This is a genomic window from Streptomyces sp. NPDC000075, assembly GCF_040301925.1.
In the GTDB taxonomy this organism is placed as follows: Bacteria; Actinomycetota; Actinomycetes; order Streptomycetales; family Streptomycetaceae; genus Streptomyces; species Streptomyces polychromogenes.
In genome coordinates this window covers 175,629-191,657 of the sequence record NZ_JBEPFL010000004.1, presented here as the reverse complement: position 1 = coordinate 191,657, position 16,029 = coordinate 175,629, and the positions used below count along the sequence as shown (strand labels likewise).

14 protein-coding genes are annotated in these 16,029 nt (G+C 72.4%); 8 read left to right on the top strand and 6 right to left on the bottom strand.

What is annotated here, in order from left to right:
* Positions 1–141: 141 nt before the first annotated feature.
* The 3 genes from ABT403_RS06835 to ABT403_RS06825 all read left to right on the top strand — a co-directional run bounded on the left by ABT403_RS06835 (position 142) and on the right by ABT403_RS06825 (position 3,717).
* A complete protein-coding gene (locus ABT403_RS06835) occupies positions 142–996 on the top strand; it encodes an SDR family oxidoreductase (RefSeq protein WP_344163325.1) in 855 nt (284 codons plus the stop codon).
* 171 nt (positions 997–1,167) lie between these two features.
* Entirely contained in the window at positions 1,168–2,139 is a 972-nt protein-coding gene (gene rarD, locus ABT403_RS06830; RefSeq protein WP_344163323.1) for an EamA family transporter RarD, read from the top strand.
* A 237-nt stretch (positions 2,140–2,376) separates the two neighbouring features.
* Positions 2,377–3,717 (top strand): M28 family metallopeptidase, encoded by a 1,341-nt coding sequence (locus tag ABT403_RS06825; protein ID WP_344163320.1) that lies wholly within the window; start codon positions 2,377–2,379, stop codon positions 3,715–3,717.
* Between the two features lies 1 nt (position 3,718).
* Here the strand turns inward: ABT403_RS06825 and ABT403_RS06820 are convergent, their stop codons facing one another.
* The 4 genes from ABT403_RS06820 to ABT403_RS06805 all read right to left on the bottom strand — a co-directional run bounded on the left by ABT403_RS06820 (position 3,719) and on the right by ABT403_RS06805 (position 6,877).
* Complete coding sequence (locus ABT403_RS06820; protein ID WP_344163317.1) at positions 3,719–4,108, bottom strand: hypothetical protein; 390 nt, start codon at positions 4,106–4,108, stop codon at positions 3,719–3,721.
* Positions 4,105–4,308, bottom strand: a complete 204-nt coding sequence (locus ABT403_RS06815) for a ribbon-helix-helix domain-containing protein (protein WP_344163314.1) — start codon at positions 4,306–4,308, stop codon at positions 4,105–4,107. The genes ABT403_RS06820 and ABT403_RS06815 overlap by 4 nt, the downstream gene beginning before the upstream one ends.
* 118 nt (positions 4,309–4,426) lie before the next feature.
* Positions 4,427–5,638 (bottom strand): LolA family protein, encoded by a 1,212-nt coding sequence (locus ABT403_RS06810; RefSeq protein WP_344163311.1) that lies wholly within the window; start codon positions 5,636–5,638, stop codon positions 4,427–4,429.
* 228 nt (positions 5,639–5,866) lie between these two features.
* Positions 5,867–6,877, bottom strand: a complete 1,011-nt coding sequence (locus ABT403_RS06805; RefSeq protein ID WP_344163308.1) for a polyprenyl synthetase family protein — start codon at positions 6,875–6,877, stop codon at positions 5,867–5,869.
* 220 nt (positions 6,878–7,097) lie between these two features.
* On the opposite strand from ABT403_RS06805, the gene ABT403_RS06800 reads away from it, so the two are divergent.
* Both ABT403_RS06800 and ABT403_RS06795 read left to right on the top strand, forming a co-directional pair.
* A complete protein-coding gene (locus ABT403_RS06800) occupies positions 7,098–8,618 on the top strand; it encodes a peptide MFS transporter (RefSeq protein ID WP_344163306.1) in 1,521 nt (506 codons plus the stop codon).
* A gap of 31 nt (positions 8,619–8,649) precedes the next feature.
* Positions 8,650–10,650, top strand: a complete 2,001-nt coding sequence (locus ABT403_RS06795) for a CocE/NonD family hydrolase (protein ID WP_344163303.1) — start codon at positions 8,650–8,652, stop codon at positions 10,648–10,650.
* Between the two features lie 31 nt (positions 10,651–10,681).
* Here ABT403_RS06795 and ABT403_RS06790 read toward each other — a convergent pair whose 3' ends face one another.
* Positions 10,682–11,488: an HAD family hydrolase gene (locus ABT403_RS06790; RefSeq protein ID WP_344163300.1), complete on the bottom strand. Its 807-nt coding sequence runs from the start codon at positions 11,486–11,488 to the stop codon at positions 10,682–10,684.
* Between the two features lie 141 nt (positions 11,489–11,629).
* Between ABT403_RS06790 and fahA the strand changes: the two genes are divergently transcribed.
* The 3 genes from fahA (at position 11,630) to ABT403_RS06775 (ending at position 14,322) form a co-directional block, all read left to right on the top strand.
* Positions 11,630–12,856, top strand: coding sequence for a fumarylacetoacetase (fahA, locus tag ABT403_RS06785; RefSeq protein WP_344163297.1), 1,227 nt, complete (start codon positions 11,630–11,632; stop codon positions 12,854–12,856).
* A gap of 113 nt (positions 12,857–12,969) precedes the next feature.
* On the top strand, positions 12,970–13,620 hold the full coding sequence (locus ABT403_RS06780; protein WP_344163294.1) for a hypothetical protein: 651 nt from the start codon (positions 12,970–12,972) through the stop codon (positions 13,618–13,620).
* 96 nt (positions 13,621–13,716) lie between these two features.
* Entirely contained in the window at positions 13,717–14,322 is a 606-nt protein-coding gene (locus tag ABT403_RS06775; RefSeq protein ID WP_344163291.1) for a hypothetical protein, read from the top strand.
* 68 nt (positions 14,323–14,390) lie between these two features.
* Here ABT403_RS06775 and nuoN read toward each other — a convergent pair whose 3' ends face one another.
* Positions 14,391–16,019 carry an NADH-quinone oxidoreductase subunit NuoN gene (gene nuoN / locus ABT403_RS06770; protein ID WP_425580270.1) on the bottom strand — a complete coding sequence of 543 codons (1,629 nt, stop codon included), beginning with the start codon at positions 16,017–16,019 and terminating at the stop codon, positions 14,391–14,393.
* Between the last annotated feature and the right edge of the window lie 10 nt (positions 16,020–16,029).

Genomic DNA, 16,029 nt, shown 5'->3' with positions numbered 1-16,029 from the left:
CGAGCCCGGATCCCGTTCCAGGGGGTCCGGGCTCCGTCATGTCCGGCCCCCCTTCACTCACCCCTTCCCCCTAACGCTTTCTAAAAGTTAGCGCTTTCTGTACGATAGTGCTGCACCCCGCACCCACCACAGGAGCGCATCATGAGCATCGTCGTCACCGGAGCCACCGGGTCCCTCGGCCGCCTCGTCGTCGAGGAGCTGCTGACCCGGGTCCCCGCCACCGAGCTGGCCGTCCTCGTACGCAGCGAGGAGAAGGCCGCCGACCTGGCCGCGCGCGGCATCGAGGTACGGGTCGGCGACTACGACGACCCCGCGAGCCTGGCCGGCGCCTTCCGGGCCGGCGACCGGGTCCTGCTGATCTCCGGCAACGAGCTCGGGCGCCGCGTCCCGCAGCACACCGCCGTGATCGAGGCGGCCGTGGCGGCCGGGGTGGCCCAGCTCGCCTACACCGGCATCCTGGGCGGCCCCGAGGCGGACTTCGAGCTGGCCGCCGAGCACAACACCACCGAGCGGGCCATCCTCGACTCCGGCCTCCCCTACACCTTCCTGCGCAACGGCTGGTACCACGAGAACTACACCGCCCAGCTCCCCGGCGTCCTGGAGCACGGCGCGGTGATCGGCAGCGCGGGCGACGGCCGGATCGCCTCGGCGGCGCGGGCCGACTACGCGGCGGCCGCGGCGGCGGTGCTGACCGGCGAGGGCCACCTGAACCGGGTGTACGAGCTCTCCGGGGACACCGCCTGGAGCCTGTCCGAGTACGCCGCCGAGGTGGCGCGGCAGTCCGGGCGCGAGGTCGCGTACTCCGAGCTGCCGGGCGAGGCCCACCTGGACGTGCTGACCGGCGCCGGGGTGCCCGAGGGCTTCGCGGCGGTCATCGTCGACGTGGACGCGGCGATCTCGCGCGGCCGGCTGGCCGGGACCAGCGGCGACCTGGCGCGACTGATCGGACGCCCGACCACCCCGGTCGCCGAGGCCATCACCGCCGCCCTCGCCTGAGGCCAGGGCGGCTGCCGGGCGACACCGGCACGACACCGGGACGGCTGCGGGCCGACCCGGCACGGCTCCGCAATGTCATGAGTATCTCCACGCGACGGGCATGACAGCAGCCTCGTGCGGCGATACCGTCGTGAGGTTGTGAAACCGGCCGGAAGTCGCACTGGAGGTCCCGTGAAGGCGGAGAACGAGCAGCGCACGGGTCTGCTCTACGGATTCGGCGCGTACGGGATGTGGGGGCTGGTCCCCCTGTTCTGGCCCCTGCTCATGCCGTCCGGGGCGGTCGAGATCCTGGCCCACCGCATGGTGTGGTCGCTGGCCGTGGTCGCGGTGGCGCTCCTCGCGCTGCGGCGCTGGAGCTGGATGGCCGAGCTGGTGCGACAGCCCCGCAAGCTGGGGCTGACCGCGCTGGCCGCGACCGTGATCAGCCTGAACTGGGGCCTGTACATCTGGTCGGTCAACAACGGCCACGTGGTGGAGGCCAGCCTCGGCTACTTCATCAACCCCCTCGTCACCATCGCGCTCGGTGTGCTGGTGCTCGGCGAGCGGCTGCGCCGGGCCCAGTGGGCGGCCGTCGGGGTGTGCGTCGCCGCCGTCGTGGTGCTGGCCGTGGGCTACGGGCGGCCGCCGTGGATCTCACTGGCGCTGGCCTGCTCCTTCGCCACGTACGGGCTGATCAAGAAGAAGCTCGACATGGGCGGCCTGGAGTCGCTGACCGCCGAGACGGCCCTGCTGTTCCCGCCCGCCCTCGGCTACCTGCTGTGGCTGGGGGTGGAGGGCCGCTCCACGTTCACCTCACAGGGGCTCGGGCACTCCGCGCTGCTGGCCTCGACGGGGCTGGTCACCGCGATCCCGCTGATCTGCTTCGGCGCCGCCGCGATACGGGTGCCGCTGTCCACGCTGGGGCTGCTCCAGTACCTGGCGCCGGTGTTCCAGTTCGCCCTCGGCGTCCTCTACTTCCACGAGGCCATGCCGCCCGAGCGCTGGGCCGGCTTCGGCCTGGTCTGGGTCGCGCTCCTCGTGCTGACCTGGGACGCGCTGCGGACCTCCCGCCGGTCCCGGGCCCGGCTGGCCGGCGCCGGGGCCCGGGCGGCCGCCGCCGCGGACGCCGCTTCCGCACCGGCACCGAGCCGCGAGCCCGCGTAACCGCCGCGCGGCCCGGGACCCGGCTCCCCCTTCACCCCACGCGCCCCCGTACGGAACGTCCGTACGGGGGCTCGTCCGTATTCCGAACGACCCTGACCGGATTGCACTCTTGACGGTCAGTCACACTCTCGCTGAACATCAGGCTCGCACTGACGCACTCACGCTCACCTGCACGATTCCCACACGTTCCGTCCCATCCCCGACGGTTCATCCCCCACGGAATCCCGGAGCCCCCACATGAGCCTGTCCGTCTCCCGGCGCCTGACCGCCGTGACCGCGATAGCGGTCGCCGGGCTGTTCGCCTCCACCGCCCCCGCCGCGCTCGCCGCGCCCCCGGGGGCCGCGGCCGCCGCGCCCGCCGCCGTCGCCGCCGCGCCGACGCCGCCCGACATCCCGCTGGCCAACGTCAAGGCGCACCTGTCGCAGTTCCAGTCGATCGCCACCGCCAACGGCGGCAACCGCGCCCACGGCCGGGCCGGCTACAAGGCCTCGATCGACTACGTGAAGGGCAAGCTGGACGCGGCCGGCTTCACCACCACCCTCCAGACCTTCACCTCCAGCGGCGCCACCGGCTACAACCTGATCGCCGACTGGCCGGGCGGCGACCCGAACTCGGTCCTGATGTCCGGCTCCCACCTGGACTCGGTGACGGCGGGCCCCGGCATCAACGACAACGGCTCCGGCTCGGCGGCCGTGCTGGAGACGGCGCTGGCCGTCTCGCGCGCGCAGCTCCAGCCCACCAAGCACCTGCGCTTCGGCTGGTGGGGCGCGGAGGAGCTGGGCCTGGTCGGCTCGCAGTACTACGTGAACAGCCTGCCGGCGGCGGAGAAGTCGAAGATCTCCGGCTACCTGAACTTCGACATGATCGGCTCCCCGAACCCGGGCTACTTCGTCTACGACGACGACCCGACCATCGAGCAGACCTTCAAGACGTACTTCGCGGGCCTGAACATACCCACGGAGATAGAGACCGAGGGCGACGGCCGCTCCGACCACGCGCCGTTCAAGAACGCGGGCGTCCCGGTCGGCGGCCTGTTCTCCGGCGCCGACTACACCAAGACGGCGGCGCAGGCCCAGAAGTGGGGCGGTACCTCCGGCAAGGCGTTCGACGCCTGCTACCACGCCTCCTGCGACACCGCGGCGAACATCAACGACACCGCCCTGGACCGCAATTCCGACGCCATCGCCTACGCGGTCTGGACCCTCGGCGCGGCCGTCCCGGTCCCGCCGGGGCCGTCGTTCGAGAACACCGCCGACGTGAACATCCCGGACTCCCCCGGCGCCGCGGTGACCTCGCCGATCACGGTCTCCGGCGTGAGCGGCAACGCCCCGGCCACCACCAAGGTCGACGTGAACATCGTCCACACCTACCGCGGTGACCTGGTGATCGACCTGATCGCCCCGGACGGCACGGCGTACCGGCTGAAGAACTCCAGCTCGGACTCCGGCGCCAACGTGGTCGCGAGCTACACGGTGAACGCGTCCAGCGAGGTGGCCAACGGGGTGTGGAAGCTCCAGGTCAAGGACGTGGCGGCGCAGGACACCGGCTACATCAACAGCTGGAAGATCACTTTCTGAGTCACCTTCCGACCGGTTCCTCGATGAGGGCACGGAGCTGGTGCGCGACCGCGGACACGTCCGCGCGGCCCAGCTTCGCGTCCTCCACGAGGTCGCCGAGCTCCTCGGGCGAGGGCAGCTGCCGCGCACCGGCCACCCGCAGGTACGAGCGGGTCGCGGCGGCCGCGTAGAACTCGTTCATCGGGGATTCCAGCGCCGGGCAGACGGCGAGGGTGTGCAGGAACGCGGCGGCCCGCCACGCGGTGTCCGGGGCGGGCTGCTCGGGCACCAGCACCAGGTCGTTCTGGTGGCGGGCGACGGCGGCGGCCACCCCGGAGGGGTCCCATACGGCGGGATCCGACGGCAGATGGTGGGCCAGCGCGGTCCAGGCCCACTCCATGGTGATCTTCAATTGCCGAACCGCTCCTGGAAGTAGCCCCAGTGGTCCGCGAACTCCTCTATCCCGGACAGGAAGTTCTTCCGGTCCTCGTCGAGTTCGCGCTCGGTGACCTCGGTGATCAGCGCGGTGACCGTCGTCCCCAACGCCGCCGCTCGCGCCTTGAGGCGGTCGTGGAACTCTTCGTCCAGGCGGATGGTGACGTGTCTCGACATGCCCCTCACGGTACAGCGGCCGCGCTGTACGCAGGAGGGGAACGGCACGAGGGTGGCCCGGGACACACGTCCCGGGCCACCCTCGTCATCGCCGCGGCCGCTCACCGGCCGCCGCCGGCTACTTGGCGGAGTCGGCCGTCTTCACCAGCTGGTCCTTGGTGACGGCGCCGACGTAGACCTTGCCGTCGTCCGTGATCAGCGCGTTGACCAGGCGGGTCGACAGGATCCGGCCCTCGCCGAACTTCCCGTGGACCTTGTCCCCGAGGGAGTTCAGGAACTGCTTTGCCTCCTTCGGGGTGTTCTTGTCGTTCTCGACGTCCCCCAGACTCTTGCCCGCGCCGGAGTCGATCCGCGCGACCGTCGACCAGCCCTCACCGAGGACCTTCACGTCTCCCTTGCCGTGCTCCCCGCCGGCCAGCCCGCCGAAGCCGGGCAGGGACTCCAGCGCCTTGAACCGCTCGTCGTCCTTGCCGCCCTTGCCGCCCTTGCCAGCCGGCCCCTCGTGCGAACCCTCGGTGACCTTGGCCCCCTTGGGCGGGGTGAAGGTGAAGGAGTCGGCGGCCGGCTTGCCGAAGTCGATCTGGGTGAAGCCCGCGTCGACGATCGGCTTGCCGCCCTGGCTGGACAGCAGCTGGACCCGCAGCGGCACGCCGTTCTTGGCGTCGACCGCGATCTGGACGGACCCGACGGTGGAGCCGGCCTGCTTGGGCTTCAGCACCAGCTGGTAGGCGTCGCGGCCGGCGATCTGCGCCGTGTCACCGACGCTGACGTCGGTGGTCGGACCGGCGTTCTTCAGGATCTCCTGGGCGACCTGCTGCGGGGAGGCCGCGAGCCGGTCGGCCGTCTTGTGGTCCTGGCCGGCGGCGCGGCCGGACTTGTCGTGGAAGGCCTCGTGGGACTTGCTGTCGTAGCCCCAGACGTCGTTGCCGTTGTGGACGAGGGTGTACTCGTCCTTGCCGTCCAGGACCGTGAGCTTCTGGCGGTCCGGGCCGTCGGCCGCGACGCGCAGGGTGTGCGTGCCGTTCGCCAGCTGCGCGATCTTGTCCTCGGGGTTGGCGGAGCCGCCCGTCACCCCGGCGCCGCCCAGCAGCCCGGTGGCCAGGCTCGGCAGGCCCAGGTCCGCGGTGATCCTGGCGCTGCCGGAGAGCTGCTGTACGTCGGAGGCCGCGACCTTCTCGATCAGCTGCTGCGCCGTCACCTTGGGCAGGTCCGGGCCGCCGGCGTTGGCGAAGGCCGGGACCATCGCGACGGTCGCCGCCGCGACCCCCGCCACCGCGACCGGTACGGCGTAGCGCGCGGCCTTGCGCGAGGTCTTCGTGTTCGCTGCCATCTCAGAGCCCTGCCCTCTTGTCCAGGGCGGCGACCGTTGTCGCCGCACTCACCCGATCCGGTGGGGTTTCGATGGATCCATCTGACCAAAACGGCGGGCGGAGGGCGTCAGTCCCCGGGATCAACTCCGCGTACGACCGTGGGATGACACGGGAAGGGCCCCCCTCCCCCCGACCCGTAGGGGTCGCGGGGGCAGAGGGGCCCGTTCCGTGAGTACTGCCGCGCGGGCTCAGCCGGCGCGGTGGACCACCGCGTCGCACAGCTCCTCCAGGGCCGACTTCGCGAAGCAGTCCGGCAGCGGGGCGAGCATGGCGCGCGCGTCCTGCGCGTACTGGACGGTGTCGCGGCGGGCCTGCTCCAGCGCGGGGTGCACCCGCAGCCGGGAGAGCACCTCGGCGTGCCGGGCGTCGTCCGTCAGGTCCCCGTCCAGCAGGCGGACGAGCTCCAGGTCCTCCTCGCGCCCCTCGCGCTCGGCGGCCTCCCGCAGCCGCAGCACGGGCAGCGTCGGGATGCCCTCGCGCAGGTCGGTGCCCGGGGTCTTGCCCGACTCGTGCGAGTCCGAGGCGATGTCGAGGACGTCGTCGGCCAGCTGGAAGGCGGTGCCGAGGCGCTCGCCGTACTGGGTCAGGATGTCGACCACCGACTCGTCGGCCCCGGACATCAGCGCGCCGAAGCGGCCCGAGACGGCGATCAGCGAGCCGGTCTTGCCGGCGATGACGTCCAGGTAGTGCGCGACGGGGTCACGGCCGTCGCGCGGACCGGCCGTCTCCAGGATCTGGCCCGTCACCAGCCGCTCGAAGGCCTCCGCCTGGATGCGTACGGCTTCCGGCCCGAGGTCCGCGAGGATGTGCGACGCACGGGCGAACAGGAAGTCACCCGTCAGGACCGCCACCGAGTTGCCCCAGCGGGCGTTCGCGCTCTCCACCCCGCGGCGGACGTCCGCCTCGTCCATGACGTCGTCGTGGTAGAGCGTGGCCAGGTGCGTGAGCTCCACGACCACGGCGGAGGGCACGATCCCGGGCGCGTAGGGGTCACCGAACTGCGCCGCGAGCATCACCAGCAGCGGCCGGAACCGCTTGCCCCCGGCGCGCACCAGATGCTGCGCGGCCTCGGTGATGAAGGGGACTTCGCTCTTGGTGGCCTCCAGCAGACCCGCTTCGACAGCGGCCAGTCCGGCCTGGACATCGGCCTCAAGAGCCTGGTCCCGCACGCTCAGTCCGAACGGCCCGACGACGGTCACGAGGGGTACTCCTGTCTGCTGACGATCCGATGACGATCACATGGATTGTCAATGTGTCGCTGCCATCACTCAAGCCAGCGTATCGGGTCTGTTTTCGATCACGCAGAGCACCTGCCCGGCAGTGGCCGGGCGGTCCTCCCGGAGACAGGCGCGCACCGCCCGATGCACACCGGTATGTTCAGTGAGAGCCGAAACAACCGGAGAATCTGTTTTGTCCAGAATGACGACCGACATAGACGAGCCGAGGGAACCGGAGGCCACCCCGCCCCCGCCCTCGCCCCCCGGCGACGACCGCGGCTTCCTGGGCCACCCCGGGGGCCTGGCCACGCTCTCCGGGCTGGAGGTCTGGGAGCGCTTCTCCTTCCTGGGCATGCAGGCCATCCTCGTCCTCTACTTCGCGGACGCGGTGGCCCACGGCGGCCTGGGCATGGACCCGGGCACCGCCGCCTCCGTCTCCGCCGCCTACGGGACCATGGTCTACCTCGTCTCCGTGGCCGGCGGCTGGCTCGCCGACCGGATCCTCGGCTCCTACCGCGCCGTGCTGTGGGGCGGCGTCCTCATCGCCTGCGGCCACTACGCCATGGCCGTGCCGACCGCCGCCATGACCTGGACCGGCCTCGGCCTGATCAGCGCCGGCACCGGCCTGCTCAAGCCCAACGTGGCCAGCATGGTCGGCCGGCTGTACCGGACGGAGGACGACCGGCGCGACGCCGGCTTCGCCCTCTACTACATGGCCATCAACACCGGCGCCTTCGCCGGCCCCCTGATCACCGGCTGGCTCGGCGAGCACCAGGGCTGGCACTGGGGCTTCTCCGCCGCCGCCGTCGGCATGACCGCCGGGCTCGCCCAGTACGTCCTCGGCCGCCGCCGGCTGCCCGGACGCGGCCGCTCCGCCCCGTACGCCCTGGCCCCCGACGCGCAGCGGACGGCCGTTCGGCGGATCATCGCCGGAGGTCTCGCGCTCGCCGCGCTCGCCACCCTTCTGGCGGCCATCGGCTGGTTGACGATGGGCCGGTTCGTGGACCTGCTCACCCTCGTCTCGGTGATCGCCCCGGTGGTCTACTTCACCGTCATGTTCCGCAGCCCGCGCGTGACGGCCGCCGAGCGCGGGCGGCTGCGCCCGTACGCCGTGCTCTTCCTGGCCTCGGTCGCCTTCAACTTCATCCTCTTCCAGGCCTACTCGACGATGATGCTGCTGGCCTCCACGAACGCCCGCACCGAGATCCTCGGCTTCCACTTCCCCGCCGGCTGGTACGCCTCGGCGCTCGGCGCCTTCGAGGTGGCCCTGGCGCCGGTCGTCGCCGGGCTGTGGCTGCGCATGGGCCGCCGCCAGCCGCACGCCTCCAACAAGATCGCCATCGGGGTGGTCCTGGGCGGCCTCTCCTTCCTCCTCATGGTCCTCCCCACGGCCGGGCACGGCGCGGACGACGGCTTCAAGATGGCCGCGTGGTGGATCGTCGGCTCGTACCTGCTGCTCGGACTGGGTGACGTCCTGCTGGAGACCTCCGGGATGTCGGCCACCACGAAGCTCGCGCCCTCGGCGTACGCCGGCCAGACGATGGCCCTGTGGTTCCTCTCACTGGCCCTCGCCAACGGCATCCAGGCCCAGGTGGTCAAGGTCTACGGCCACGTGTCCACCCCCGTCTACTTCGGCGTGAACGGAGCTATCGCGGTCGCGGCGGGCCTGGCCGTGATCGCGGCGGCGCCCTGGCTGCGGCGCACGATGCAGCCCGTCCACTAGGCGTCCACCGAGGGAGCGTGACCGAACCCCCATGATCATCCGCACCGAGTTCCCCTACGCGACCGTCCACGAGGATGTCCGGATCCCGATGCCCGACGGGGTGGAGCTGTACGCCCGGATCTGGCGCCCGGTCACCGACGAGCCCGTCCCGGCCCTGCTGGAGTACCTCCCCTACCGGCTGACCGACTGGACCTCCCCCCGCGACCGGCAGCGCCACCCCTGGTACGCCGGACACGGCTACGCCTCCGTACGGGTGGACGTGCGCGGCCACGGCTGCAGCGGGGGCCGCCCCGGCGACGAGTACGACGCGCGCGAGCTGGCCGACGGGGTCGCGGTGGTGGAGTGGCTGGCGGCCAGGCCCTGGTGCACGGGGGCGGTCGGCATGTTCGGCATCTCCTGGGGCGGCTTCAACAGCCTCCAGATCGCCGCCCTCGCACCGCGGGCCCTCAAGGCGGTGGTCACCGTCTGCTCCACCGACGACCGCTTCGACAACGACGTGCACTACATGGGCGGCTCGGTCCTCGCCGTCGACATGCACGCCTGGTCGGCCACCATGCTCGCCTTCGCCGCCCGCCCGCCGGATCCGCTGTACGCCGGCGACGGCTGGCGGGACCTGTGGCTGGACCGGCTGGAGGGCCTGGAACCGCTGATCCACACCTGGCTCGCGCACCAGACCCGCGACGACTACTGGCGCCACGGCAGCGTCTGCGAGGACTACGGGGCCATCGGCGCGGCCGTCCTCGCGGTGGGCGGCTGGCACGACCCCTACCGGGACACGGTGCTGCGCCTGGTCTCCGCCCTGCCCCACGGCCGGGTCCGGGGCCTGATCGGGCCGTGGTCGCACCAGTACCCGGACCGGGGCCTGCCGCCCGGCCCGGCGATCGGCTTCCTCCAGGAGACCCTGCGCTGGTGGGACCACTGGCTGAAGGGGGTGGACAACGGCGTCATGGACGAGCCGCTGCTGCGCGCCTGGATCAGCGACTCCCACCCCCCGGCGACCACGTACGCGCGGCTGCCGGGCCACTGGGCCGCCGAGAGGAGCTGGCCGTCCCCCTCGGTCGTCCCCGTCTCGTACGGCCTCCAGGGCGCGCCGGTGACGGTGGCCTCGCCGCAGCACACCGGGATGGACGCCGGGCGCTTCTTCCCCTTCGGCAACGACGCCGACCTGCCGCCGGACCAGCGGGAGGAGGACGCGAAGTCGGCCTGCTTCGAGTTCCCCGTCCCCGCCGAGCCGGTGGAGATCCTGGGCCGCCCGTCGGTCACCCTGCGGCTGCGGATGGACGTCCCGTACGGCCAGGTCGTGGCCCGGCTGTGCGACGTGGCCCCGGACGGGGCCTCCACGCTGGTGACCCGGGGCGCGCTGAACCTCTCCGCCCGGCGGGGGCGGGAGCGGGCGGTGCCGTGGCCCTCAGGCGCCTGGGAGGACGTCACCTTCGACCTGAACGGCATCGGCCACCGCTTCCCGCCCGGCCACCGGATCCGCCTCTCGCTCTCCTCCGCGTACTGGCCGTGGATCTGGCCGCGCGCCGGCTCGGAGGCCGGCTGGACCGTCGACCCGGCGGGCAGCACCCTGGAACTCCCCGTCCGCGCGGCCTCCCCCGCCCCCGAGGGCATCGTCTTCGAAGCCCCGGAGCAGGCGGAACCGCTGGGCGTCTCCTACCCCGCCACCCTGGACGACCCCCGCCCGGAACGCCTGGTCGTACGCGACGTGGCGCGCGGCACCTGGCGCCTGGAGGTCGACCCCCGCTACGGGGGCACGCGGATCTACCCGGACGGGCTGGAGTACGAGGAGGAGGCGGCCGACGTGTACGAGATCCAGCAGTCGGACCCCCTCTCCGCCCGCACCCGCTCCGACTGGCACGTCCGCCTCCACCGCCCGGACCTGGGCTGGGACGTCCGGATCGAGACCCGCTCCGAGATCCAGTGCGACGAGGGCGGCTTCACCACGTCGAACGAGGTCGTCTGCCGCGAGGGAGAGGAGACCCTCTACCACCGCACGTGGCAGCGCAGGCTGCCGCGGGCGGCGGGGTGAGACCCGGGGGCCGGCCCTTCCCGGGCGGGGCTCACCCGTACAGCCGCTCCAGCACCACCGCGATGCCGTCCGCCTCGTTCGACAGGGTCACCTCGTCCGCCACGGCCACCAGTTCGCGGTGGGAGTTCGCCATCGCCACCCCGTACCCCGCCCAGGCGAACATCGGGACGTCGTTCGGCATGTCGCCGAAGGCGATCGTCGACGACGGGGCCACCCCCAGCACTTCCGCCGCCCGGGCCAGGCCGCTCGCCTTGTCGATGCCCGGCGGCTGGAGTTCGACCGTGTGCTCGCCCGCCATGGTGACGTTCACCAGGTCGCCGACCACCGCGCGCGCCACCCGTGTCAGTTCGTCGTCGTCCAGCCTCGGGTGCTGGAGCAGGACCTTGGTGATCGGGGCCGACCACAGGTCCCCCCGCTTCGGCACCCGGACCGTCGGCAGGTGCGGGTGCCACATCCGGTAGCCGGGCCCTATCAGCATCTCCGCGTCCAGGCCCTCCTGGTTGACGGCCGTATACACCTCGCCGATCTCCGCCTCGATCTTGCCGAGGGCCACCTCGGCCAGCCCCCGGTCCATGGAGACGGAGTGCAGCAGTAGTCCGCGCGCCGCGTCGTACACCTGCGCGCCCTGCCCGCACACCGCGAGCCCCGTATACCCAAGGTCATCCAGGACGTGCCGGATCTGGGGGACCGGGCGGCCGGTGACGACGATGTGGCGGGCGCCGGCCGCGCGCGCCGTCGCGAGCGCCGTGCACGAGCGGGCGGAGACGGTGTCACCGGCGCGCAGCAGAGTCCCGTCCAGGTCGGTGGCGATCAAGGCATAGGGGAGGGCGGAAGTCACGGCGCCAAGGATACGGACCCCCTTGGACAAGTCCTACAAATAGCGCCCGAATCCGGCCTCCCACAGACCCCATGCGCCACGTAACGTGTCAGCCAGCCCCCGGGACACCCCCGGACCGCGTCGAAAGCGAGGCAGTACCCCATGCCCCAGCAGAGCCCCCTCGATGTCCCCGAGGGCGACCCGTTCGGGCCGCACAACCTCCCCTACGGCGTCTTCTCCACCCCCGGTGAGCCGGAGCGCCGCCGGGTCGGCGTGCGGATCGGCGGGTACGTGCTCGACGCGGGGGCCGTGGCCGTCGCGCTCGGGTCCCCGTACGCCGGGCTGCTCGCCCAGGGTTCGCTCAACCCGCTGCTGGCCGCCGGCCGCACCGCCTGGCGCGACGTGCGCCGCGCGCTGACCGCCTGGGTCACCGACCCGGGCCACCGCGCGACGGTCGAACCGCACCTGCTGCCGCTGGACGGGGTCGAGCTGCACCTGCCGTACGAGGTCGCCGACTACGTCGACTTCTACGCGAGCGAGCACCACGCCACCAACGTCGGCCGCATCTTCCGCCCCGACGGCGACGCGCTCACCCCCAACTGGAAGCACCTGCCCATCGGGTACCACGGCCGCTCCGGGACCATCGTCGTCTCCGGCACGGACGTCGTGCGCCCCTCCGGCCAGCGCAAGGCGCCCACCGACCCGGCGCCCGTCTTCGGCCCGTCGGTCAAGCTGGACATCGAGGCCGAGGTCGGCTTCGTCGTCGGCACCCCCTCGGAGCTGGGCCGTCCGGTGGCCCTCGGCGACTTCGAGGAGCACGTCTTCGGGCTGTTCCTCCTCAACGACTGGTCGGCCCGCGACATCCAGGCCTGGGAGTACGTGCCGCTCGGCCCGTTCCTCGGCAAGTCCTTCGCCACCTCCGTCTCCGCCTGGGTGACCCCCCTGGAGGCCCTGAACGCGGCCCGTGTGGCCCCGCCCGCCCGGGACTTCCCGCTGCTGCCCTACCTGGACGACTCCGCCACCGACCGTCCCGGCGGCTTCGACCTGCGCATCACCGTGTCCGTCAACGGGCAGGAGGTGGCCCGGCCGCCGTTCGCCTCCATGTACTGGACGGCCGCCCAGCAGCTGGCCCACATGACGGTCAACGGCGCCTCCCTGCGCACCGGCGACGTCTACGGCTCCGGCACCGTCAGCGGTCCGGAGGTGGACCAGCGCGGTTCGCTGCTGGAGCTCACCTGGAACGGCCGCGACGCGATCGAGCTCGCCGACGGCAAGCGCACCTTCCTGGAGGACGGGGACACCGTCACCCTCACCGCCTGGGCCCCCGGCCCGGACGGCACCCGCGTCGGCCTCGGCGAGGTCACCGGCCGCATCGTGGGCACCCGCTAGCCCACCGGGTGAGCACCGGGGTGGCGGATCCTTCCGCCACCCCGGGTGTCCGCGCCTACTCCACCCGCACCACCTGAGTGGCGGGGTCCGGGTGGGGCGGTGACGCTGCCTGCATGGTCCCTCGTACCGGCAGACTCCTCCCCCTCGCCCTGGCGGCCGCCGCCACCCTGGCGGCCGCACCGTCCGCGCCGGCGGCCGCCGGCGCGCCCCGGCCCCGGCTGACGCCCTCCGCCCAACTGGCCCTGGCCTACCGGGCGACCGCCAAGTACCACGAGCACCGCGCCGGCGTCGCCGCCGGGTACGTGCCCGACCAGTACTGCGTCGTGGACCCGAACGGCGGTCCCGGCGCGCTGGGTTACCCGCACTTCAACCACGCCTACGACGGTTCCGTGGACCCGGCGAAGCCCACCGCCCTGCTCTACGAGGGTGACGGGAAGGGCCACTGGAACCTGGTGGGGCTCGAATGGATGGTCGTCGACAAGGACGGCCGCACGGACACCGACGACGACCGCCCCAGCCTCTTCGGCGAGCCCTTCAAGGGCCCGCTGCCCGCCCGCTACAAGGGGCAGAAGGTGCACTACTCGCTGCACCTGTGGCTGTGGAAGGACAACCCGTCCGGGCGGTTCGAGCCGTTCAACCCGAAGGTGGTCTGCCAACCCGGCACCACCCGCCCCCGCCCGGCCGCCCCGGCCGTCGCCCCGGTCGCCCCCGCCGCCCCGGGCCTCGCCCCGGTCGCCCCCTCCGCCGCGGCCACCTCTCCGTAGGGCCCCCGTTCGGCGGCCCGCCGCGTGCACGGCCCGCGAGCCGCCGGGATGGTGGAACGACAGCCCCTCCGGGACCCCCGAACACCAGGAGCTCCCATGCCCGTAGTCCGCGGCCTCAAGGCCCTGTCCGCCTGTGCCGTCGCCGCCGCGTCCGTCGTCCTGGCGGCCCTGCCCCCGGCGCACGCCGTGGACGGACCGGCGCCCGACCCGCACGACGCGAAGGCGATGCGCGACATGGCCACGGCCATGGCGGTGACCGCCAAGTACGTCGACGAGCGGGAGGCGATCAAGGACGGGTACCTCCCGCACGGCAAGGAGTGCATGACCAACCCCTTCGGGGTGGGCGCCATGGGCTACCACTACGTCAAGGAGTCCAACTGGGGTTCGACGGACCCCGCCCGCCCGACCGCGCTCCTCTACAGCACGGAGAAGGACCGCTACGGCCGCCGCAAGCTGGAGACGGTCGAGTGGATGTCCGCCGACCGGGACCAGGACCTGAAGACCACCGACGACCGGCCGACCATGTTCGGGCTGCCCTTCGACGGGCCCATGCCCGGCCACTGGGAGGGCATGCCCAAGCACTACGACCTGCACATGTGGGCGTACCGGGACAACCCGGCGGGCCGCTTCCACAACTGGAACACCGCCCTGAAGTGCCCCGGCAACCCCAAGCCCGACCCCGCGCACTCCCACCACGGCTAGCCCCCGGCCCCGGACGCACGAGGGCCCGGCTCCCCGAAGGGGAACCGGGCCCTCGGCCTGCGACGGGGTCAGCGCACGAAGGTGCTCGCGTGTCCGGCCAGGTCCAGGAAGTACTGCGGCGCCAGGCCCAGCACCAGGGTGACGGCGACCCCGACCGCGATGGTGGTCATCGTCAGCGGCGAGGGCACCGCCACCGTCGGCCCGTCGGCCTTCGGCTCGCTGAAGAACATCAGCACGATCACCCGGATGTAGAAGAACGCCGCGATCGCCGACGAGATCACACCGACGACGACCAGCGCCCCGGCCCCGCCCTCGGCGGCCGCCTTGAACACGGCGAACTTCCCCGCGAAGCCGGAGGTCAGCGGGATACCGGCGAAGGCCAGCAGGAACACCGCGAAGACGGCCGCGGTGAGTGGCGAACGCCGCCCCAGACCGGCCCACTTCGACAGGTGCGTGGCCTCGCCGCCCGCGTCGCGCACCAGCGTGACCACCGCGAACGCGCCGATCGTCACGAAGGAGTAGGCGCCCAGGTAGAAGAGGACGGACTTGACGCCCTCCGCCGAGGTGGCGATCACACCGGCCAGGATGAACCCGGCGTGCGCGATCGAGGAGTACGCCAGCAGCCGCTTCACATCGGTCTGGGTCACGGCGATCACCGCGCCCGCGAGCATCGTGACGATCGCGACGCCCCACATCACCGGCCGCCAGTCCCAGCGCAGCCCGGGCAGGACCACGTAGAGCAGGCGCAGCAGGGCACCGAACGCGGCCACCTTGGTCGCGGCGGCCATGAAGCCGGTCACGGGGGTGGGGGCGCCCTGGTAGACGTCCGGGGTCCACATGTGGAAGGGGACCGCGCCGACCTTGAAGAGCAGGCCCATCAGGATCAGCGCGCCGCCGATCAGGAGCAGCGCGTCGTTGCCCATGGTGGAGGCCAGGGCCGGGTCGACGGTGGCGACGGTGCCGTCGACCACGTCCGCGATCACGGCGTAGGAGACGGAGCCCGCGTAGCCGTAGAGCAGGGCGATGCCGAAGAGCAGGAACGCCGAGGAGAAGGCCCCGAGCAGGAAGTACTTGACGGCCGCCTCCTGCGACATCAGCCGCTGGCGGCGGGCGACGGCGCAGAGCAGGTACAGCGGGAGGGAGAAGACCTCCAGCGCGATGAACAGGGTCAGCAGGTCGTTCGCCGCCGGGAAGATCAGCATCCCGGAGATGGCGAACAGGGCCAGCGGGAACACCTCGGTGGTGGTGAACCCGGCCTTGACGGCGGCCTTCTCGCTGTCGCTGCCCGGTACGGACGCGGCCTGGGCGGCGAAGGAGTCCACCCGGTTGCCGTGCGCCTTCGGGTCCAGGCGGCGCTCGGCGAAGGTGAACACGGCCACGATCGAGGCCAGCAGGATGGTGCCCTGGAGGAACAGCGCCGGGCCGTCGACGGCGATGGCGCCCATGGCCGCGATGTGCGCCTTGGTGCTGCCGTACCCGCCGGCGGCGAGGCCGACGACGGCGGCGAAGGCCGCGGCCAGGGAGGCGACGGCGAGGAACACCTGGACGGGGTGGCGGAACCTGCGCGGGACGAACGCCTCGACGAGGACGCCGAGGACGGCCGCGCCCACCACGATCAGCGTGGGCGCGAGCTGCGCGTACTCGATGTGCGGGGCCGGGATCCTGTCGGCCGGTCCGTTGGCCGCCAGTGTCAGCAGGCCCTGGGCG